Here is an 18,528-nt window from a genome sequence, read left to right as displayed (position 1 = left end):
TCGTTTACTTTTTCAGGCGCATATTGGCCGGAATCGTCGCCATAAATGCACTGTAGAATTTCTCGTAACTGTCGGGCACACTGTCTTTGGGGCTGCCCCAGGTTACGGTGTACGTTTCGGTGCCTTTGCGCCAGCTTACGGCTTTGTACGTGTTGCCGGGGTTATCAAACTGGGTTGTTTTGATTTTACACCGGTCTTCCAGCGACCAAAACACCCGCCGGGTATTCGGGGCCGATTGTTTGCCGAGTAGCGCGTATGCGGCATCGGTACTGCGCTTGCCGTAGAGCCGACCGTCGTCCTGCAAACTATACGACGTAGACCGGCCGGTAAAACCTCCTCCGGTGGTTACGGTTATCACCCGTCCTTTGTAGGTGAGCGGAGAGGTGGCCGTTTTGGGTGTACGTTTGACCGTGGCCTTTTGCCCAAAGCCAGCCAAACTGCTACCCATGAGGCAGAGCAGCAAAAAACCTATTCGAAGCATAATCAGGGGATTGTGATTTGGTTACGGGTTTATTTTCTGCTCGTAAAGATGCGCACGTTGCCCAAAAGGTGTACGACGCATCCGGATGAACAGGAGATTTTGATAGTCGGCGTGCTCTATTTTTTGGATAGACGGGGTAGTGCCCAGCCCGCGGGCAATTTCCAGAATGGTGTTGCTATGGCCCACTACGAGCGCATTTTTGCCCCGCAGCTGACGTAACCGACCGGTAATGGCCGTTACGGGCGATGCCGGATAGCGGGTGAGGGGTAGGCCCAGTTGAGTGGCCAACGGAGCGGCCGTTTGCTCGGTACGGCGGTACGGCGTGATGTAGATACTGTCAATTTGCGCGTTGGCCAGCAAACCGGCCAATGCCCGCGCCCGCAGCAGACCCGCGGCCGACAGGCTCGTGGTGTCGGAGTCGTTGAGCCGTTCGGCGTGGCGCACCACGTAAATAGAACTGGTTGAGCAGCCAGCACTGAGCAGCATAATGCCCAAAGCGATAACAAGCGACAGCCTGTGGGGTATCTTCATGATACAGGAGTTTTTGATGATGAAAAGCGAAAGTATTACTTACTACTCAGCTTTCATGCCCCTCCCCACTCTTTCGCTCGTTATCGCTTTCGCTATTTCTGATTATTTGTTGCCCAGCTCCTCAACCGCCAGCCACGCCATGAGGCCGGGGCCAACCGTAAGCGCCGACTCGTCGATGTCGAACGTAGGCGTGTGTACACCCGACACAATTCCGCGCGACTCGTTGCGGGTGCCCAGCCGATAAAAGCACGAATCGACCACCTGCGAGTAAAACGCAAAGTCTTCGCCCGCCATCCAGAGGTCAAGGTCGACCACGTTTTCGGCACCCATGTACGCTACGGCCGACGCCCGCGTCCGGCGGGTTAGTTCGGGATGGTTCTGGAGAAATGGGTAGCCTTTCACGCGGGTAAACTCGCAGGAGCCACCCATGGCCTCGGCCATGCCCTCGGCCAGCTTCTGCATCCGGCGCAGGCCTTCTTCCCGCCATTCTTCATTCATGCAGCGGAAAGTCCCTTCAATTTTTACCTCGTTGGGAATCACGTTGGTAACGCCATCGGCAATAAACCGCCCAAACGACAGCACCGATGGGCTCGCCGGGGGCCGGTTGCGGCTGATGATCTGTTGCAAAGCCACAATAATGTGCGATGCAATCAGAACCGGGTCAATCAGTTGGTCGGGCATGGCACCGTGCCCGCCTTTACCGCGCACGGTCAGGTACAATTCATCGGTACTGGCCATGTACATGCCCTCGCGGAATCCGATTTTGCCCACCGGAATGTTGGGGGCTACGTGTTGACCGAGCATGCCAACCGGAGCCGGGTTCTGGAGTACACCATCGGCAATCATGAGCGACGCCCCACCGGGGGCTTTCTCCTCGGCAGGCTGAAACACCAGCTTCACCGTCCCCGAAAATTCATCGCGCAGGGTGTTCAGAATCCGGGCCGTGGTGAGCAGACTAGCCGTATGCACATCGTGACCACAGGCGTGCATGACTCCCTCCACGGTCGATTTGTACGGTACATTGTTCGCTTCGTGAATCGGTAAGGCATCCATATCGGCCCGGAGACCCACCACCCGGTGGCTGGTCGGGCCCGGCTTGCGCCCTTCGATCAGAGCCACCACGCCCGTATTGGCAACGCCCTCCTGCGGAGTCAGGCCGATGGCCTTGAGCTGATCGGCCACGTAGCGGGCTGTTTGGTACTCATGAAACGACAATTCGGGATGCGCGTGCAGGTGTCGGCGGGTAGCCACGGCATCGTCGGCGAACTGCTGGGCGAGGGATTTTATGCTGTCTATCATAGCTGAATGTACAATGAATAAGGAGTAATGTATAATGACCAGCTATCGTTACGCATGGTACATTCTACATTATTGAACTCCTCGCGTGGTCATAAACTGATGGTCGGCCACGACGGTCTGCAAAAATAACTCGGCAGGCATTGGCGACGAAACCCCGGTCACGGATTTAACGCGGGTAGCGGCCCGGTCCAGCAGCACCGGGTGGCCTGTCCGGAGGGTGTCACGGATACTATTGAGATCCCGATCGGTGAGGACAATGACGTCGGGGAATTGGACGCGGTAGTCGTCGGGCAGCAGCGTATGGAGCACATCGTCGAGCGTGATAGCCGGTTTAATTTTGACCACCGTTGTGCCGGCGGCCACATCGCCCAGCCGCTGCCCCCGGTCGTTGGCGGCCACGGCCACCATCGCCACCACGCCATTGAGCACGCGTGTATCCACCAGTCGAAACAGCCAGCGAAGCAGGTAATCGCCCAGGCCCGGCCGCGACCCATCGAGCTTAACCACCCGGATATTCATGGCCAGTTTACCCAGGCTCTGCCCGTTGAGCAGCCATTCGGTGAGTAGGTCGTAGAACAGAATAGGAGCCAGCACCACAAAAAACCAGTAGTAGTTCCCCAGCATCCGACCGCCCTGCGAGGCTATGTAGGCCGTCAGAATCACCCAGCCCAGAAAAATGAGGTAATCGATCAGGGTAGCCACAAACCGCTCGCCAAGGCTGGCGGGCTCGTACTCAAGCACAACGTTCTGGGAGGTTCGGATCGTGACGGGCATACGGGTGTTGTTTACCTCACGCAGAGTGAAGTACAAACATAAAAAAAAGCCGCGAGCCAGGGGCGTTTCGCGGCTTTTTCGTTCTCACTGAAAAATGGAGACCGATATGACTAACGACGAACGGGCTATTGAGCCGGTGCCTCGTCAGCCTCATTTGTTTCGGCGGCCGACTCGTCGGCTTTTGCCTCAAACACTTCGGGGGCATGCTGGCGCAAAATACCGTACCAGCTGACCAGTTTCTTGATGTCGGATGTCCGAACGCGCTCCCGGTCGTACTCGGGGAGCACCTCGCCCATAAAGTTGGCGAGTTCGGCATCGCTGCTTTTGGGGGTTACGGGCACGCTGTCGCCAAACTTGTCGGCTACGGCCCGCAGCACCTCGCCGAGTGCCACCGACTGATCGGGGGTATCGACGTACATTGAAATATCGTTCAGAACCGAGACACGGGCGGTTGGCCCCATCATGGTTTTCTCTTTCTTCTCATCGAGCGATTCGACAATGACGCCCGAACGGCTGGGTTTAAGAATGCGATAGAGTCCGCTGAATCCGCTGATATTGGCAATCTGACGTAATGCTTCCATATTCAACTAAACCGATAACGTCGGTGGAGCTAGGTGTATTGTCTCTGAATTGTTAAAATAAGTCGCGAAGATACGAAGCCGTACGCAGTTTTAGGCGAAACCGAATCGGTTACCGCCCGGAATCGTTTGCGCTCTACGGCAACCCCATAGTAGCTTACAGGCCCAACTCTTTCTCGTCGAGTCCGGCTTCGCGGGCCGAGAACTTCATGATCTGAAGCACCTCGTGGTAGCTAAACAGCCGCCCGCTGAGGTAATCCTGTTCCTGTGGGTCGGCGTACACTTTCTTGCCCTGTAAGTCGCGGATGTTTTCGTGCATCGAAATGAGCACATCGTGAAAAAACTCGGTGAGTTGGTCAGCAGTCATTGGCGGTCGGTTACCAGGGCTTTTTCTCGGCCGGAATCACAAAGTCGCGGTTGAGGGGCTCAATAAAATCGAGCAGCTCTTTCTGGCCCGCCCGGTTCACGGCCGATGTCAGAAACATTTGGGGTATTTCTTCCCAGCCAATCTCCTGCAAGGCCGCTTTATAGCGCTCCTGCACGTTTTGCAGCCCTCCCGACTTCAGCTTTTCGGTTTTGGTGAACACGATCACAAACGGAATGCCCTGCTCACCCAGCCGGGTCATGAAATCGAGATCAATTTTTTGCGGGGCAATGCGCGAATCAACCAGCACAAAGGTGCAGATCAGGTTGGGGCGGGTAGTCAGGTACGTATCAATCATACGCACGAAACCCGCCCGGGTGCCTTTGCCCACCTGCGCGAAACCGTAACCCGGCAAATCGACCAGATACCACTCTTTGTTGATGATAAAGTGGTTGATAAGCTGCGTTTTCCCCGGCGTTTGCGACGTTTTGGCCAGCCCGTGCCGGCTGACGAGCATGTTGATCAACGACGACTTCCCCACGTTGGACCGCCCAATAAACGCATACTCGGGTTTATCGGGGTTAGGGCACTTGGCCGGGTCGGTATTGCTGATGAGGAATTCCGCGGATTTGACTTGCATGGCACTTTCAGAGTTGAATTGGCCACAAAGTTAGTCTAATCCCTTTTCCGAAAGGTAGTTCCGGGTAGGTTCCAGGTGATGCAGCAGATGATAAGCCGTAAAATACAGCATCTCCCGAAGGGTCAACAACCCCATAGCCGGGTGCGGAAGCTGATAGTTTTCCAGATCGTCGTCAGTCCAGTTTGTCAACGCATCGACCACACGCTGATGAACGGCCGCGAAATTATTTTCTACCGTCATTCGCTCGGCGAGGTCCTCTGCCCGGGCGCTCATGCTTGCGGGGGCTTTGATGCCATTATCGGCAAGGGCCTTCCGATAATCAGCTACCAGTTGCGCATACGAGCGTGAGGGCCTACCGGGTTGGCCAAACTGATGAAGCACCTCCCGAGGGCCAGCCAACAACCGAGCCACGGGCCGGGCACTGAGGTACAAATGCTGCACGGTTTCGGCAACCGACCATTTATCATCGCCCAGTGGCGCGTAAAACTGGGCATCGGTCAGCGGGTTGGTCAGCCACAAAAAGGCCCGGTAGCGGTCGGTCAGGGTTTGTTGGATTTCAGAAACGATCATGGGGTTGTGCTTCGACGGCTGCAACGTAAGCGGTCAAAAGTAGTAACTTTGCCAAAATCAATGGCGAAAGAGTGAAAGAGCAAATGAGCGACTTTTATCACTCTTTCGCTCTTTCACTCTTTCGTTTTTCATTCATGTCACTGAAACAACAGATCGACGCCGATATCAAGCAGGCCATGCTGGCCAAAGAAGCCGATAAACTGCGGGCTCTCCGCGCTATTAAATCCCTTATTCTGCTCGAAGAAACCAAAGAGGGCGCGGGCGACGGCCTGAAACCCGAAGACGAGCTGAAGCTGCTGACCAAAGCCGTGAAGCAGCGCAAAGACTCGGCGGATATTTTCCGGCAACAAGGCCGCGCGGATTTGCTCGCCACCGAAGAAGCCGAAATCGCGGTGATCGAAAAGTACCTGCCCAAGCAACTGACCGAAGACGAACTCCGGGCCAGGCTTCAGGACATTATCGGCCGCGTGGGTGCCTCGGCCCCCTCAGACATGGGTAAAGTAATGGGGGTAGCCACCAAAGAACTGGCCGGTATAGCCGAAGGAAAGGCGATTTCGGCTATGGTGAAGTCACTACTGCAATAAACAACGAACAGCTAACAACGAACAATAAACAACGAACAGCCCTTATGCACTGTTCGTTGTTTATTGTTCATTGCTATGAAGACCCTCGACATTCTGATTCTGATTCCACTGATTTGGGGTGCCTGGAACGGGTACCGCAAGGGGCTGCTGGTCGAGGTGGTGGCCGTAATTGCCTTTGTGGTGGCAATGGTGGTCGGGCTTAAGTTTCTGAGCTTCGGCATCGACCTGCTTGCCCCGTATATCAGCCGCGAGCTGGCCCGCAAATTTTTGCCGTGGCTCGGCTTCTCCATTATCTTCTTCCCGGTTGTCTTTATGGTCAACCGGATGGGCTACTCGCTGCGCCAATCGCTCCGGCAAACGTTGCTCGGCAGTTTCGATCGGTTTGCCGGAGCCGCTGTTGGCATCTTTACGTGGGTGTTTGGAATTAGTGTGATGCTCTGGTTGTTCAGCTATATGGGCGTGCAAATGCCCCCCCAACAAACCAAAGACACGTATTTATATCCCCTTATTCGGCCGGTAGCCCCCAAAGTGATGGACGTAGCCGCCGTGTGGGTTCCTAAAGGCCTCGAAGCGGGAAAAAAAATTAGTGAAAGAGTGAAAGAGTAAACGTTTGACTCAAGAACAGTCCCTTATTCGCTCTTTCACTCTCTCACTCTTTCTTCATGAAACAAGACATCCGCAAACTCACCCCTACGCAAATCAAAGACTGGTTTGTGCAAAACGGCGAGCAGGGCTTTCGGGCCAAACAGGTACACGAATGGCTCTGGAAAAAGTCGGCGCACTCGTTTGGGCAGATGAGCAACCTGTCGGTGCCTTTGCGCGAGAAGCTCGAAATGGCATTTGAAATCCGGCCTTTGTCAGTTGCTACCGAACAACGCAGTAACGACGGCACCATCAAATCATCGTTTCGGTTGTTCGACGGCAACCTGGTGGAAGGAGTGCTGATTCCGGCTTTGCGCAACGACGACACCCTTCAGGACCGTGAGCGCACCGACGCAACGGGCGGCCCGCGCATGACCGCCTGTGTGTCGAGTCAGGTCGGGTGCTCGCTCACGTGCAAGTTTTGCGCAACGGGTTACATGGACCGTAAACGAAACCTCGACGCAGCCGAGATTTACGATCAGGTGGTGGCCATTGACCGGCAGGCTAAGGCCAACTACGAGGCTCCGCTTACCAACATTGTGTACATGGGCATGGGCGAGCCTTTGCTGAACTACAAAAACGTGCTCGAATCCGTCGATCGGATAACCTCGCCCGATGGGCTGGGTATGTCGGCGAAGCGGATTACGGTATCGACGGCTGGTATTGCGAAGATGATCAAACAACTGGGCGACGATCAGGTGAAGTTTAACCTGGCCCTGTCGTTACACGCGGCCAACGACGTAAAGCGGAACCAGATTATGCCCATCAACGAGAGCAACTCGCTCAAGAACCTGGCCGAATCGCTCAATTACTTCTACCGCAAAACGGGTACGCGCGTCACGTTTGAATACATCGTTTTTTACAACTTCAACGATACCCTGCAAGACGCTAAAGAGTTGTGGGAGTTTACGAAGCGGGTGCCGGCCAAGATTAACATCATTGAGTACAACCCAATTGCGGAGGCCAATTTCACCAATACCGATCCACAAACGCTCGACAAGTTTGCCGGTTTTCTCGACGCAAAGGGCGTAACGGTCAATATTCGCCGGAGCCGGGGTAAAGATATTGATGCCGCCTGCGGGCAGCTGGCGGGGAAAGAGAAGTAAGCCGACTACTCCTTACTTCCCACCCAATCCGGCACGTCCTGTTCGATGGCCGCTCGTACTTTGGCCACAATATCATCGACTGAGTCGTTGGGGTCGATCTGAAGCGGGGGCTTAATCCGCACTGTCAACAGGGTGTTGCGCTTCTTAAACCGGAGCCCCTTTTTATCGAACGCCCGCCGAAACCCGTTGATCACGATAGGCACTACAATGGGCTGATTCTGCATAATCATGTGGGCCGTGCCCTTGCGTACAGGGGCATACGGGCTGGTGGTCCCCTGCGGGAAACTCACCACCCAGCCGTGGGCAAGTGCCTTACCGACCTTCTCACCCGCGGAGGTATCTACCTCCCGTTTAACATCGCGCCCATCGGCCCGCCACGACCGCTCTACCGTGATCGCTCCGCCCATGCTGAACAGACGGGCCAGAACCCCCTTTTTCATCGTTTCCGAAGCAGCCACGTAATAGTTACGGGCTCGTGGGCCAAACAGGTACATGGGCGGCAGCAGGGTATTTTTGAAGCCCCATTTCACCGAACAGAAGATGTGGAAGAAGGCAATAACGTCGGCAAAGTAGGTCTGGTGATTGGACAGGAATAGCACGTTATTAATCGGTAGGTTCTCGATATTTTCCGTCCCCTCAATCTCAATTCGGTTTACTACCGTGTACCGCGCGTAGGTAAACCAACCAATGGTTCCGATCAGGATTCGTTTCACCAACAGTGAATTACCAAACGGATCGCACTCAAACAGGCCCAGCACATCGAGCAGGGCAAGCGGCTTGGGTAAATAACTGAATTTGGTTGGCTTAACGTATTTCATCATCAATGGGCTGTCGCGTAAAGTGTAAATATACAAGCCCTGTACATTGTTTGTGAACGGGCTTGTATCGCACAAAGACAGAAAAAAAATTTCCTACCCGGTTAATCCTTTTCGCACGGCGCTCGTCAAAGAACCAGAAACAGCCAGAAACACCCGGCCAAACGAATTTTGCCTGACGGGGCTGGCACTAAAGAATCTGCTTCCCATGAAACGAATCGTACTCGCCTTTGCTGCGGCAATCGGCCTCTTCACCACCACTTCAACCTTTGCACAAGTACAGTTTGGCGTCCGTGGGGGCGCCCATTGGGGAACCGTCTCAAAACCCGCTATTCTGGACAATTATTCGCCCAGCTTCCAGCTGTCGCCCGGCCCACAGGGAGCCTTGTTTCTCGACATTCCGGTGAGCGAGCGCGTATCGTTCCGGCCCGAACTGGGTTACTCACAGAAAGGGTTGGTCCTGCGCGAAAGCTTCTCGTTTGATGTGCTGGGCGTACCCGTGCCGTTGGGTGCCCGTATTGCCCTCCAAACCCGCAATATTGATCTGCCCCTGCTGGCCAAGATCAACCTGGCCAGTACCGAAAGTTCAGTACAGCCATACCTGATTGCCGGACCAGCCGTAAGTTATGCCGCCGACAGCCGGGTGCGCGCCCGGGCCGAAGGTCTGTTTCGCACGCAGCCGTTTGATCTGAATGTGCCGCTGGGCGGGGTTATGAACCGCTGGGATGTAAGTGGCGTAGGTGGCCTGGGCCTGGCTTTCAATGCCGGTGCCGGACAATTTGTCCTCGAAGGCCGCTACGTGCATGGCCTCACCCGCCAGATCGAGGTACCTGTAGTGCAGCTGCCCGTTCGCAACCGCGGGGTTAGTGTATCGCTCGGCTACTCGTTCCCGATTGGACAGTAACCGTGACCCGAAATACAGCGTCAGAAGTACGCAAGATATATTGAGCGAATGAGTGCTTGAGTGAATCAATGCTGCTCATCCCCTTATGAAAGATTGTTTTTGTTGAACCTACGAACTGAATCAAAGAAGCCGGGCCACTTGGACCCGGCTTTCTTTTTTACCGAAATAGCTGTCTGATAAATTACCCCTTTTCCGCAAACTTCGCCTTGCCCGCGTCGAGGAACTTCGCGAAGTTATTCGCATTCAGATCATAATTCTTCGGCCGCACAAGCAGGTTCCCTTCGTGGTCTACAAGGCAGTAGTGCGGCTGGGCGTTGTTGTTGTATTTCACAATCTGAAGGTCGGCGTTCTGGGCACCAATCGTCTTTTTCTCTTTCTGATCGTAGGTCGAGGTGTACCACTCCGACTGCGGCAACTCCGTTTTATCATCAACGTACAGCGCCACCACCACATAGTCGTTCTGAAGCCGCGACAACACCGGTGCCTCCGACCACACACGGGCTTCCATTTCGCGGCAGTTGACGCAGCCGTGACCCGTGAAGTCGATAAATACCGGCTTGTTTACCGTTTTAGCGTAGGCCAAAGCCTCTTTGTAATCGAAGAAACCGTTCAGACCGTGGGGCAGGCTAAATAATTGCCCATGCCGACGGGCGCCCCCGCTGTTCGTTGCCGACTGTTCGTTGTTCGTTGTTGACTGTCTACTGATGTTAAAGTCCTGTGAGGTTTCGGGGGGCAGATAACCCGCCAACGCCTTGAGCGGAGCGCCCCACAAGCCCGGCACCATGTACACCACAAAGGCAAAGGTCAAAATAGCCAGCAACAACCGGGGCACACTCACCATTTTGGTTTCGCTGTCGTGCGGCAACCGGATTTTGCCGAGCAGATAAAAGCCAATCAGGGCAAAAATAACGACCCAGAACGCCAGAAATACTTCCCGGTCGAGCAGACCCCAGTGGTACACCTGATCGGCAATACTCAGGAATTTAAGAGCCAGCGCCAGTTCCAGAAAACCCAGTACCACTTTGACTGAGTTGAGCCAGCCGCCCGATTTGGGCAGGCTCTTGAGCCACTGCGGAAACAAAGCAAACAGGGTAAACGGAATAGCAAACGCCGACGAGAAAGCTGCCATACCCACAATAGGTTTGATCACCTCGCCCCCCGCCGAAGCCACCAGCAGGCTTCCCACAATAGGCCCCGTGCACGAAAACGAAACCAGCACCAGCGTGAAGGCCATAAACAGAATCCCCACTACTCCACCGCGCTCGGCCTGGGCATCGGCCTTATTGACCAGCGAGCTGGGCAGCACAATCTCGAACAACCCCAGAAACGACAGGCCGAACACAAAAAAGACGGCAAAAAATAAGACGTTGGGCAACCAGTGCGTACTCACAAAGTTGGCGAAGGCTGGGCCGTTGATCCGCGACACGATGGTGCCAATGAGCACGTAAATGCCAATAATGGATAAACCATACAGCAGGGCTTTCCAGGCTCCACCTTTCTGGTTGGTGAAGAAACTGACCGTCATCGGGATAATCGGAAACACGCAGGGCGTGAGCAAAGCCACTAACCCCGACAGAAAAGCTGTGAGCACAAACGCCCAGAGTGAGCCATCGGCCGCGTCGGTTTCGGTGCCTTCTACCGCCGTAAGCGACTCGGTCGGGTCGGCCACAACAGGGGCCGCCGACGAAGTTTCGGCATTGTCTACTGTAGCCGCCGTATCGGTTTCGGCTGAGGTAGCCGCTACGGCCGTTGCCGTCGTGATAGAAGCACTCAGCGGCTTGGTCGCTGTAGCACTCGCCGGGCCCGTAGCCGCTCCGGCCTGAACCGTCAGTTCAAACGGGGCATCGGCAGGGGGCAGGCAGGTACCGTCTTTGGTTGAGCAGGTCGAGAAATTGATGTTCCCGGCAATCACGGTCCCTGCCTTTTTGATCTTTACTTTTTGCAGAAACAGAGCCTCCCTGGTAAAATATCGCACATTGCCGGGCCATATTTCTTCGTATTTTTCCTTGGCCCCTACCGGTGTAGCCTTGCCTACGGCTTCGTAGTTGGCACTTGGGTTAATGGTAACAACGGCAATGTTGGGACCCAGGTTTGGATCAAAATCATTGGAGTACACGTACCAGCCATCGTCAATAACAGCTTTTATACGTACCGTCACAATGTCGCCCGCATTGGCAGTCGGCTTGTCGAGGCTAAACGACCAGGTAGCCGGATTTTTCTGAATTTGACCCAGCGATAAAAGAGGCAATATCAAAAGCGCCCAGAGGGCTGGCAATGTCTTCATGGTTGGTGATTTGTAGTAGGTACAAGCCATACGCATTTCATAACACGTTCAATGCAAAATTATTTCCATTGAACGTGTAGCAAAAGTAAGACCATCAGGCACAGGTTCGGTTTTAACATAAAAAACACCGCCCGGAAAGCATTCCGGGCGGTGTATGCATTACCAACCTATGAAGTAACTGTTAATAGCTAAATAATACGGGGTTCAGATAACTACTCGGTTTGCTACCTACCGGCGCATTGTCGAGCCAGGCCGCCAAATCGGCCACCTGATAGCTGTTGCGAGGCTGCATAACCACCTGATCCTGATCCATGTAAATCATGGTCATTACTTTCCGGGGCCGGTCGGAGGTGTTAGGCCCGGCCCGGTGGAACGTCCAGCCGGCATGATAGCTCACCTCCCCCAGGTCAAAGGGCGTGTCGTTCATCGGAAAATTTTGCCGTTGCAATTCGTCCGATAAAATCCGCTCACTATCGTCACTAATTTCAATGTCGCGCCCAATTTCAACGTGCTGACTCCCTTCGGCAAAAGCCAGGGGGCCCATCTGCATGGGCGTTTCCTGCAACGGAATCCAGACAGTAATGGTCTTGGGCGAAGCCAGTGGCCAGTAAAACTGATCGGCATGCCAGGGCGTAATCCCCCCCGACGGCTCTTTGTACAAAGCCTGATCGTGGTAAAGCCGCACACCGTTCACTTCCATCAGATCCGTAGCGATTTGGGCCAACCGACGCGAAAACACAAACTCCTTTACCTCGTCGTCTTCGCGCCAGAGGTTCATGATCTGCAAAAAAGCTCGCTCATACGTGGTACGCTCCTCCATGGGCTTGGTGAGTGTGTTGAGCCGAACAACCTGCTCACTAATAATAGACCCATAATACTCCAGCACAGCCGGACTCAGTACCTGCTTGAGCTTCACATACCCTTTGGTGCGATACGTGTCGATGGCTTCGGCCGGTACCTGATAGGGGGTGTTCAACTCCTCCAAAAGTGCCTTTTTATCCGTTTGAACAATCATACGTGTCTATTAGCCCGTCAAATTATACATTCTTCATTGATAGGGCAAATTTATTTGAACAATTCTAAGAAAATATTCGACCTCTTTGCGCATTTATGTACGATCTTGACAAGCCCAAAAAAATACCGCTCTTTTGTACGTTAAAATGCTACAATATGTACCAATTGGCTTCCGTGTAGCCATTCTGGTTATTCCGACCCTGCCATGAAAGCACTTTTTGAGAAGGTTACGATTGGCGAGCAGAGCTCTCTGCTGGTAAAGCAGGTGCGCATGCCTCAGTTCGATGCCCCCTGGCACTACCACCCGGAGTACGAGCTAACCTGTATTGTCCGAAGCAGCGGCAAACGGTTTGTGGGCGATCATATCGGCGCTTTCGACGCCGACGATCTGGTGCTGGTGGGCCCAAACCTACCGCATTTCTGGCGTAACGATGACATGCTACCGGCCGAGGCCCCCGCCGAAGCCGTTGTTGTTCAGTTTCCGGCTACGTTTGAAGATACCATCCTGAAACACCTGCCCGAGGCCGAAGCGATTTGCCAAATGCTCAAACGGGCGCAGTACGGGCTACGCTTTTCGGCGGCAACATCGGGGCGAGTGCGCCCGCACATGGAGCAGTTGCTTCACCGGCAGGGGATGGACCGGCTGCTCGCTTTTCTGACGTTGCTCAACGAACTCAGCCGCGACACCGATTTTGTGTTGCTCGCGAGCGATGGGTATCAGCTCTCAGTGAGCGAGGCCGAAACCGAACGCATGAAACGGGTTCTCGACTATATGCTGAGCCATTTTAAGGGTGAGATCAGCATTGACCAGATTGCCTCAGTAGCGGGCATGGCTCCGGCGGCCTTCTGCCGGTATTTCCGTCGGCGTACCAGCAAATCTTTTGTCGAATACCTCAACGAACTCCGAATCAGCCACGCCCGCAAACTTCTGGCGCAGGCCGACCTGAGCGTGGGGCAGGTAGCCCTTGAATGCGGCTTCAACAACATTTCGCACTTCCACCGGCAGTTTCGGCTCCATACCAATACCACCCCGCTCAAGTACCAGATTGCCGCCCGAAACCGGCTTCCCCGCCGTCAGCAGGCCGACAAATGGCCCGCATGATGACGTTGAAATCGGATGCTTGACCCGGCCCAACCCAATTAACCATTAAATCTCCGGCCGATCTCGGATGCATCGTTCGCATACCTGCCCGAAAACCTTTATTTTTGTGGGCGATAGCCAGTTAATCGAGCAGACGTTTGGCTGCTCCTGCATCTTTTTCGCGTCCAACTATGATCACTGCAACGACCGCTAGCACCCGCGATGCGCAGGTATTTGACCTCATTGCCAAAGAACAGCACCGGCAAGAATCGGGTATTGAGCTGATTGCTTCCGAAAACTTCGTTTCGCCCGCCGTCATGGAAGCCGCCGGGAGCGTGCTTACCAACAAATACGCCGAGGGCTTGCCGGGCAAACGCTACTACGGTGGCTGTGAAGTAGTTGACCAGATCGAACAACTGGCCATCGACCGGGTAAAAGAACTCTTCGGCGCTACCTGGGCCAACGTTCAACCCCACTCAGGTGCCAACGCCAACACGGCCGTTTTTCTGGCCTGCCTGCAACCCGGTGACACCATCTTGGGCTTCGACCTCTCGCACGGTGGCCACCTGACACACGGATCACCCGTGAACATTTCGGGTAAGTACTTCCGGCCGACGTTCTACGGCGTAGAGCGCGAAACCGGTGTTATCAACTACGACAAAGTAGAAGAAACGGCCATGCGCGAGCGCCCCAAACTGATGATCTGCGGGGCCTCTGCTTACAGCCGCGATTGGGACTACGCCCGGCTCCGGGCCATTGCCGATCAGATTGGCGCCCTTTTGCTGGCTGATATTTCGCACCCATCGGGTTTGATTGCCAAGAAACTCCTCAACGATCCCTTCGATCATTGCCACATTGTTACCACTACTACCCACAAGACCCTCCGGGGCCCACGCGGGGGTCTGATCATGATGCGCAATGACTTCGAAAATCCGTTTGGCATCAAGACCCCCAAAGGTGAGCTGCGCCTGATGTCGTCGCTTCTCGATTCGGGGGTGTTCCCCGGTACGCAGGGCGGCCCGCTCGAGCACATTATTGCGGCCAAAGCCGTTGCGTTTGGCGAAGCTTTGAGCGATGAGTACGCCGAATACACCCAGCAGGTAAAGGCCAACGCGCAGGCCATGGCCCGAGCGTTTGTAGACCGGGGTTACTCGATTATTTCGGGCGGCACCGACAACCACCTGATGCTCATCGACCTCCGTACCAAAGGGGGCAACGCCACTAACCTGACCGGTAAGCTGGCCGAAAATTCCCTCATCAAGGCCGATATCACGATCAACAAGAACATGGTTCCGTTCGACGATAAGTCGCCGATGGTAACCTCAGGTATGCGGGTCGGAACGGCCGCCATGACTACCCGGGGCATGAAAGAATCGGATATGGAGCAGATCGTCGTATATATCGACGAAGTGCTGATGAACCACGACAACGACAGCCGCCTTTCATCCATTAAAGAGGAAATCAACGAATGGATGAAGGCGTTTCCGTTGTATGCTTAAACTTAAAGAGTGAAAGAGTGAAAGAGTGAAAGAGCGGTGAACGCTCACCCCAATCACTCTTTCACTCTTTCACCTTTCACTCTTTACAAAATGCCACTCGACCAAGATTTCAACGAGTACCCATACGACGAGCCAACCCAGGAACATCAGGACGAACCCCATGAAGATGGGACCGAGATGTCGTTTCTGGAACATCTGGAAGAGCTCCGCTGGCACATTATCCGGGCCCTCGCGGCCATTCTGGTATTTGGTCTGGTTGCGTTTATTTTCATCAAAGACATTTACCGGGTCGTTATTTTAGGACCCAGCCGCCCGGACTTCTGGACCTACCAGCAAATGTGTAAGCTGGCCGATTTTACGGGCTATGCCGACCTGTGTGTAAAGAAGCTGGATTTTAAATTACAGGCCCTGGGCATGGCCGATCAGTTTACCATGAGTATTACATCAGCGGTAATCATCGGGTTGTGCTTCGCGTTTCCGTACGCGTTCTGGGAGTTGTGGCGATTTATTAAACCGGGTCTGCGCACCAGCGAACGGCGAGCCGCCCGCGGAGCTACGTTCTATGTGTCGATGCTATTTTTGATGGGTCTTTTCTTCGGGTATTACATTGTATCGCCCTTAGCCATCAACTTCCTAGCCAATTACCAGCTCGACGAATCCATTCAGAACCAGTACGATATCACGTCGTACATTGGTACCCTGATTACGCTTTGCGTGGGTTGCGCCATTATGTTCCAGATGCCGGTAGTGGCCTTCGTGCTCTCGAAAGTAGGAGTACTTACTCCTTCGTTTATGCGGGCGTACCGGAAACACGCGTTCATCGTAATCCTGATTATTTCGGGTCTGATTACCCCTTCGCCGGATATTTACAGTCAGGTGCTGGTGTCATTGCCCCTGGCTATTTTGTACGAGGTAAGTATCTGGGTATCGGGCTCTATTGAACGCGCACGGTTAAAAGAGCTTGCCGAGAATGCGAAGAACGACGTGCAGAATTCTGACTTTTCGTAGTATGTCAACATTCAATTTTCGCCAATACCATTACCGTTCCATCAACGCAGCTACCGACGAAGAACGGGCCGCTATTAATCAGGAACTGAAAGATTTGTACGCGTCGCTACCCGACGATCAGAAGGATGTTTTCAACGCCGAACTGCAAACGTTTCTGGCTAAGGAAATGGGCCGCCTGAAATCAAGTTACGAATCCATCAAAGGGAGCGACACGAACAACTAACCGGTCGCGATTGGCTTTATATTTCAGAAAAAACTCGAACGAGGCCTCGTTCGAGTTTTTTTGTTTTTAATGCTCTGTCAGTTACCCCCTTGCGTATTCTGGATGAGCGTTACGTAAAACCTGACCATGTCGGCGTAGTCTTTCACCGAAACCCGTTCGTTGGTCCCGTGGGGTAGTTTCAGTGTTTCATCGGTCATCCGAATAGGCATAAACCGATACACATTCGGACAGATACTCCGGTAAAAACGGGCGTCAGTAGCGCCCAGCATCAGGTAGGGAGCCACCACAGCCTCGGGAAACACCGCCCGGATGCTCCGATGTAACTGCCCAAATGCGGGCGCATCGGGATCCGACAGAGACGAAGGGTTGTTCAGTTTGCCCAGCACGGTAACTGATACCCGCTCATCGTCAATGACTTGTTTGACCCGTTCGGTGACCGTTTGCGCGGTTTCGCCGGGTAGAATCCGAAAGTTAACGGTCACGGTGGCGTCGATGGGCAACACATTGTCTTTTTGGCCCGCTCGCATAATGGTAGCCGCCGTTGTGGTCCGTTGGGTAGCATCACCCGCGGTGGAGCCACTCAAAATTTGTTTCACCACGGGCGCAAACAGCCACACATTGGCAAATACCAGCCGGTTGCCGAAGCCCATTTCGGGGCCTACGTAGCCAAACAGTTGCTCAATACCGGCATCGAGCCGGGCCGGAAACGGGTTTTGTTCCAGTTTAGCCACCGCAGCCGCCACAATACCGATACTGGTTTGGCGAGGAGGCATAGACGAGTGGCCGCCTTCGCCCGTGGCGGTCAGCTCCAGACTAACGTAGCCTTTCTCGCCAATACCCACCAGAGCCACCGGCTTTTCAAAACCCGGAATCCCGTCCATTTTCACCGTACCACCTTCGTCAATCACCATGGCGGGCCGCACGCCCTGTTTTTCTAACAAAGCCGCTATCGACTGGGCACCGCGTTGCCCCAGGGTTTCTTCGTCCTGCCCAAAGGCAAGCATCACGGTTCGGTCGGGTTGATAGTTGGTACCTAGCAGGTACTCCACCGCTTCGAGCAGACCCATCACCGTTGTTTTATCGTCGACCGTGCCGCGCCCGTACACGTAGCCACCTTCAATCAGGCCCGCAAAAGGCGGTCGTTTCCAGAGTCGCTCGGTACCCTGAATCACCGGCACCACATCGTAATGCCCTAGCAGCAACACCGGAGGCAAGGCCGGATTTTTGCCCGTCCAGGTGTACAGCAGGCCGTATTGATTCACGGTTTGTAGCGTGAGTCGGCTGTGGAGCCGGGGAAATTGCCGCCGAATGAGGGCAATAAACTTGTCGAACTGCGTGGTATCGGTGAGCGAATAATCGGTGTACGACACCGTACGGCACCGGATAGCCTCGGCCAGCCGCGCAGCCGCCGAATCGGGCGAGAAGTTGTTTAGCGCGGGAGCCGGGGGTACGTCGGTCAGTTGTTTCGAGCTAAACCGGAACGTATTGACCAGCAACAGGGCGATGAGCCCCAAAAGCCCCCCAGCCAGAATCGTAACTATTTTTTTCATGCGCTCAGGGATTTCAGCATGACGTAATCCTGCATCAGAAAGCCGTTACCGATATCGATATCTTCGGTTTTAGCGATGCTAAAGCCCAGACGCTCGTAAAACTGCACGGCCCGGTTCTGGCGATTCACGTTCAGGGCAAGGGCGGTGTTACCTGCTGCCTGCGCCCGGCGCCCAACCTCCTCAATCAGCAACCGCCCGAGACCCTGCCCCTGGGTTTGGGGCAGCAAATAGAGCTTGTGAATTTTGGTGATTACTGGCGGGGCTGGTACAGATGGTAGTTCGTTTGGAGAAACGCCACCGGAGGGATCGCTCTGCCCGTAATTCAGCTCATACGACACATACCCCACCGGCTCACCCGTGTCGGTTTGGGCAATCAGAAAAACATGGCCTTTCTGGTCAACCTGCTCGGTCAGCGACGCCTGACTGTACATCCAGCCAAGCATGTATTCAATTTGATCAGCCGATAGAATCTCGCCAAACGTGACGGGCCAGGTTTGGCGGGCAATGTGTTCAATAGTCGGAAAATCGGAAGGGGTTGCAAAACGGATACGTGGCATTCTTCAAAAAGTTAGGAAACAAAT

The 18,528-nt window shown here is 54.3% G+C and carries 21 protein-coding genes; 8 read left to right on the top strand and 13 right to left on the bottom strand.

Translation table 11 applies throughout. The annotated features are described in order from the left end of the window. Positions 1-4: 4 nt before the first annotated feature. From RUDLU_RS0115170 to RUDLU_RS27500, 8 genes are all read right to left on the bottom strand, one after another. Positions 5-481 (bottom strand): hypothetical protein, encoded by a 477-nt coding sequence (locus RUDLU_RS0115170; protein WP_019989251.1) that lies wholly within the window; start codon positions 479-481, stop codon positions 5-7. Between the two features lie 21 nt (positions 482-502). Further along, a complete protein-coding gene (locus RUDLU_RS0115165; RefSeq protein WP_019989250.1) occupies positions 503-1,012 on the bottom strand; it encodes a SixA phosphatase family protein in 510 nt (169 codons plus the stop codon). Between the two features lie 102 nt (positions 1,013-1,114). Further along, positions 1,115-2,311, bottom strand: coding sequence for a M20 metallopeptidase family protein (locus RUDLU_RS0115160; protein ID WP_019989249.1), 1,197 nt, complete (start codon positions 2,309-2,311; stop codon positions 1,115-1,117). A gap of 69 nt (positions 2,312-2,380) precedes the next feature. Then, entirely contained in the window at positions 2,381-3,085 is a 705-nt protein-coding gene (locus RUDLU_RS0115155) for an RDD family protein (protein ID WP_019989248.1), read from the bottom strand. Between the two features lie 125 nt (positions 3,086-3,210). Beyond that, positions 3,211-3,666 (bottom strand): DUF5606 family protein, encoded by a 456-nt coding sequence (locus RUDLU_RS0115150; RefSeq protein ID WP_019989247.1) that lies wholly within the window; start codon positions 3,664-3,666, stop codon positions 3,211-3,213. Positions 3,667-3,820: 154 nt separating this feature from the next. Further along, complete coding sequence (locus RUDLU_RS0115145) at positions 3,821-4,030, bottom strand: hypothetical protein (RefSeq protein WP_019989246.1); 210 nt, start codon at positions 4,028-4,030, stop codon at positions 3,821-3,823. A gap of 10 nt (positions 4,031-4,040) precedes the next feature. Continuing rightward, positions 4,041-4,667 carry a ribosome biogenesis GTP-binding protein YihA/YsxC gene (gene yihA, locus RUDLU_RS0115140; RefSeq protein ID WP_019989245.1) on the bottom strand — a complete coding sequence of 209 codons (627 nt, stop codon included), beginning with the start codon at positions 4,665-4,667 and terminating at the stop codon, positions 4,041-4,043. 30 nt (positions 4,668-4,697) lie between these two features. After that, on the bottom strand, positions 4,698-5,237 hold the full coding sequence (locus tag RUDLU_RS27500; RefSeq protein WP_019989244.1) for a DinB family protein: 540 nt from the start codon (positions 5,235-5,237) through the stop codon (positions 4,698-4,700). A 134-nt stretch (positions 5,238-5,371) separates the two neighbouring features. Here RUDLU_RS27500 and RUDLU_RS0115130 point away from each other — a divergent pair, with 134 nt between their 5' ends. The 3 genes from RUDLU_RS0115130 (at position 5,372) to rlmN (ending at position 7,569) form a co-directional block, all read left to right on the top strand. Further along, positions 5,372-5,821 carry a GatB/YqeY domain-containing protein gene (locus RUDLU_RS0115130; RefSeq protein WP_019989243.1) on the top strand — a complete coding sequence of 150 codons (450 nt, stop codon included), beginning with the start codon at positions 5,372-5,374 and terminating at the stop codon, positions 5,819-5,821. A gap of 75 nt (positions 5,822-5,896) precedes the next feature. Beyond that, positions 5,897-6,427, top strand: a complete 531-nt coding sequence (locus RUDLU_RS0115125; protein WP_044130389.1) for a CvpA family protein — start codon at positions 5,897-5,899, stop codon at positions 6,425-6,427. Between the two features lie 56 nt (positions 6,428-6,483). Next, positions 6,484-7,569 (top strand): dual-specificity RNA methyltransferase RlmN, encoded by a 1,086-nt coding sequence (gene rlmN, locus RUDLU_RS0115120; RefSeq protein WP_019989241.1) that lies wholly within the window; start codon positions 6,484-6,486, stop codon positions 7,567-7,569. A 5-nt stretch (positions 7,570-7,574) separates the two neighbouring features. Here rlmN and RUDLU_RS0115115 read toward each other — a convergent pair whose 3' ends face one another. Beyond that, positions 7,575-8,387: a lysophospholipid acyltransferase family protein gene (locus tag RUDLU_RS0115115; RefSeq protein WP_044130387.1), complete on the bottom strand. Its 813-nt coding sequence runs from the start codon at positions 8,385-8,387 to the stop codon at positions 7,575-7,577. A 205-nt stretch (positions 8,388-8,592) separates the two neighbouring features. Here RUDLU_RS0115115 and RUDLU_RS0115110 point away from each other — a divergent pair, with 205 nt between their 5' ends. Next, positions 8,593-9,288, top strand: coding sequence for a porin family protein (locus RUDLU_RS0115110; protein WP_027303086.1), 696 nt, complete (start codon positions 8,593-8,595; stop codon positions 9,286-9,288). A 181-nt stretch (positions 9,289-9,469) separates the two neighbouring features. Here RUDLU_RS0115110 and RUDLU_RS0115105 read toward each other — a convergent pair whose 3' ends face one another. After that, positions 9,470-11,572, bottom strand: coding sequence for a protein-disulfide reductase DsbD family protein (locus RUDLU_RS0115105; RefSeq protein ID WP_019989238.1), 2,103 nt, complete (start codon positions 11,570-11,572; stop codon positions 9,470-9,472). 181 nt (positions 11,573-11,753) lie between these two features. Next, positions 11,754-12,587 carry a phytanoyl-CoA dioxygenase family protein gene (locus RUDLU_RS0115100; RefSeq protein WP_019989237.1) on the bottom strand — a complete coding sequence of 278 codons (834 nt, stop codon included), beginning with the start codon at positions 12,585-12,587 and terminating at the stop codon, positions 11,754-11,756. Positions 12,588-12,791: 204 nt separating this feature from the next. Here RUDLU_RS0115100 and RUDLU_RS0115095 point away from each other — a divergent pair, with 204 nt between their 5' ends. From RUDLU_RS0115095 to RUDLU_RS0115080, 4 genes are all read left to right on the top strand, one after another. Beyond that, positions 12,792-13,688 carry an AraC family transcriptional regulator gene (locus RUDLU_RS0115095; RefSeq protein ID WP_019989236.1) on the top strand — a complete coding sequence of 299 codons (897 nt, stop codon included), beginning with the start codon at positions 12,792-12,794 and terminating at the stop codon, positions 13,686-13,688. Between the two features lie 170 nt (positions 13,689-13,858). Continuing rightward, positions 13,859-15,166 (top strand): serine hydroxymethyltransferase, encoded by a 1,308-nt coding sequence (locus RUDLU_RS0115090; protein WP_019989235.1) that lies wholly within the window; start codon positions 13,859-13,861, stop codon positions 15,164-15,166. 90 nt (positions 15,167-15,256) lie between these two features. After that, complete coding sequence (tatC, locus tag RUDLU_RS0115085) at positions 15,257-16,174, top strand: twin-arginine translocase subunit TatC (RefSeq protein ID WP_019989234.1); 918 nt, start codon at positions 15,257-15,259, stop codon at positions 16,172-16,174. 1 nt (position 16,175) lies between these two features. After that, positions 16,176-16,397, top strand: coding sequence for a hypothetical protein (locus RUDLU_RS0115080; protein ID WP_019989233.1), 222 nt, complete (start codon positions 16,176-16,178; stop codon positions 16,395-16,397). A 77-nt stretch (positions 16,398-16,474) separates the two neighbouring features. Here RUDLU_RS0115080 and RUDLU_RS0115075 read toward each other — a convergent pair whose 3' ends face one another. Then, on the bottom strand, positions 16,475-17,947 hold the full coding sequence (locus tag RUDLU_RS0115075; RefSeq protein WP_019989232.1) for a M20 family peptidase: 1,473 nt from the start codon (positions 17,945-17,947) through the stop codon (positions 16,475-16,477). Next, entirely contained in the window at positions 17,944-18,504 is a 561-nt protein-coding gene (locus tag RUDLU_RS0115070; protein ID WP_019989231.1) for a GNAT family N-acetyltransferase, read from the bottom strand. Before RUDLU_RS0115070 ends, RUDLU_RS0115075 begins: the two co-directional genes overlap by 4 nt. Between the last annotated feature and the right edge of the window lie 24 nt (positions 18,505-18,528).

The organism is Rudanella lutea DSM 19387 (genome assembly GCF_000383955.1).
In the GTDB taxonomy this organism is placed as follows: Bacteria; Bacteroidota; Bacteroidia; order Cytophagales; family Spirosomataceae; genus Rudanella; species Rudanella lutea.
This window is presented reverse-complemented; position numbering and strand designations above follow the sequence as displayed.

Coding starts and splice junctions, on each gene's coding strand:
- RUDLU_RS0115160 (WP_019989249.1), bottom strand. CDS start 2,311: ATGATAGACAGCATAAAATCCCTCGCCCAGCAGTTCGCCGACGATGCC.
- RUDLU_RS0115080 (WP_019989233.1), top strand. CDS start 16,176: ATGTCAACATTCAATTTTCGCCAATACCATTACCGTTCCATCAACGCA.
- RUDLU_RS0115075 (WP_019989232.1), bottom strand. CDS start 17,947: ATGAAAAAAATAGTTACGATTCTGGCTGGGGGGCTTTTGGGGCTCATC.
- RUDLU_RS0115170 (WP_019989251.1), bottom strand. CDS start 481: ATGCTTCGAATAGGTTTTTTGCTGCTCTGCCTCATGGGTAGCAGTTTG.
- RUDLU_RS27500 (WP_019989244.1), bottom strand. CDS start 5,237: ATGATCGTTTCTGAAATCCAACAAACCCTGACCGACCGCTACCGGGCC.
- RUDLU_RS0115145 (WP_019989246.1), bottom strand. CDS start 4,030: ATGACTGCTGACCAACTCACCGAGTTTTTTCACGATGTGCTCATTTCG.
- RUDLU_RS0115090 (WP_019989235.1), top strand. CDS start 13,859: ATGATCACTGCAACGACCGCTAGCACCCGCGATGCGCAGGTATTTGAC.
- RUDLU_RS0115155 (WP_019989248.1), bottom strand. CDS start 3,085: ATGCCCGTCACGATCCGAACCTCCCAGAACGTTGTGCTTGAGTACGAG.
- RUDLU_RS0115125 (WP_044130389.1), top strand. CDS start 5,897: ATGAAGACCCTCGACATTCTGATTCTGATTCCACTGATTTGGGGTGCC.
- RUDLU_RS0115165 (WP_019989250.1), bottom strand. CDS start 1,012: ATGAAGATACCCCACAGGCTGTCGCTTGTTATCGCTTTGGGCATTATG.
- RUDLU_RS0115100 (WP_019989237.1), bottom strand. CDS start 12,587: ATGATTGTTCAAACGGATAAAAAGGCACTTTTGGAGGAGTTGAACACC.
- RUDLU_RS0115095 (WP_019989236.1), top strand. CDS start 12,792: ATGAAAGCACTTTTTGAGAAGGTTACGATTGGCGAGCAGAGCTCTCTG.
- yihA (WP_019989245.1), bottom strand. CDS start 4,667: ATGCAAGTCAAATCCGCGGAATTCCTCATCAGCAATACCGACCCGGCC.
- RUDLU_RS0115110 (WP_027303086.1), top strand. CDS start 8,593: ATGAAACGAATCGTACTCGCCTTTGCTGCGGCAATCGGCCTCTTCACC.
- RUDLU_RS0115150 (WP_019989247.1), bottom strand. CDS start 3,666: ATGGAAGCATTACGTCAGATTGCCAATATCAGCGGATTCAGCGGACTC.
- tatC (WP_019989234.1), top strand. CDS start 15,257: ATGCCACTCGACCAAGATTTCAACGAGTACCCATACGACGAGCCAACC.
- RUDLU_RS0115105 (WP_019989238.1), bottom strand. CDS start 11,572: ATGAAGACATTGCCAGCCCTCTGGGCGCTTTTGATATTGCCTCTTTTA.
- RUDLU_RS0115130 (WP_019989243.1), top strand. CDS start 5,372: ATGTCACTGAAACAACAGATCGACGCCGATATCAAGCAGGCCATGCTG.
- RUDLU_RS0115115 (WP_044130387.1), bottom strand. CDS start 8,387: ATGAAATACGTTAAGCCAACCAAATTCAGTTATTTACCCAAGCCGCTT.
- rlmN (WP_019989241.1), top strand. CDS start 6,484: ATGAAACAAGACATCCGCAAACTCACCCCTACGCAAATCAAAGACTGG.
- RUDLU_RS0115070 (WP_019989231.1), bottom strand. CDS start 18,504: ATGCCACGTATCCGTTTTGCAACCCCTTCCGATTTTCCGACTATTGAA.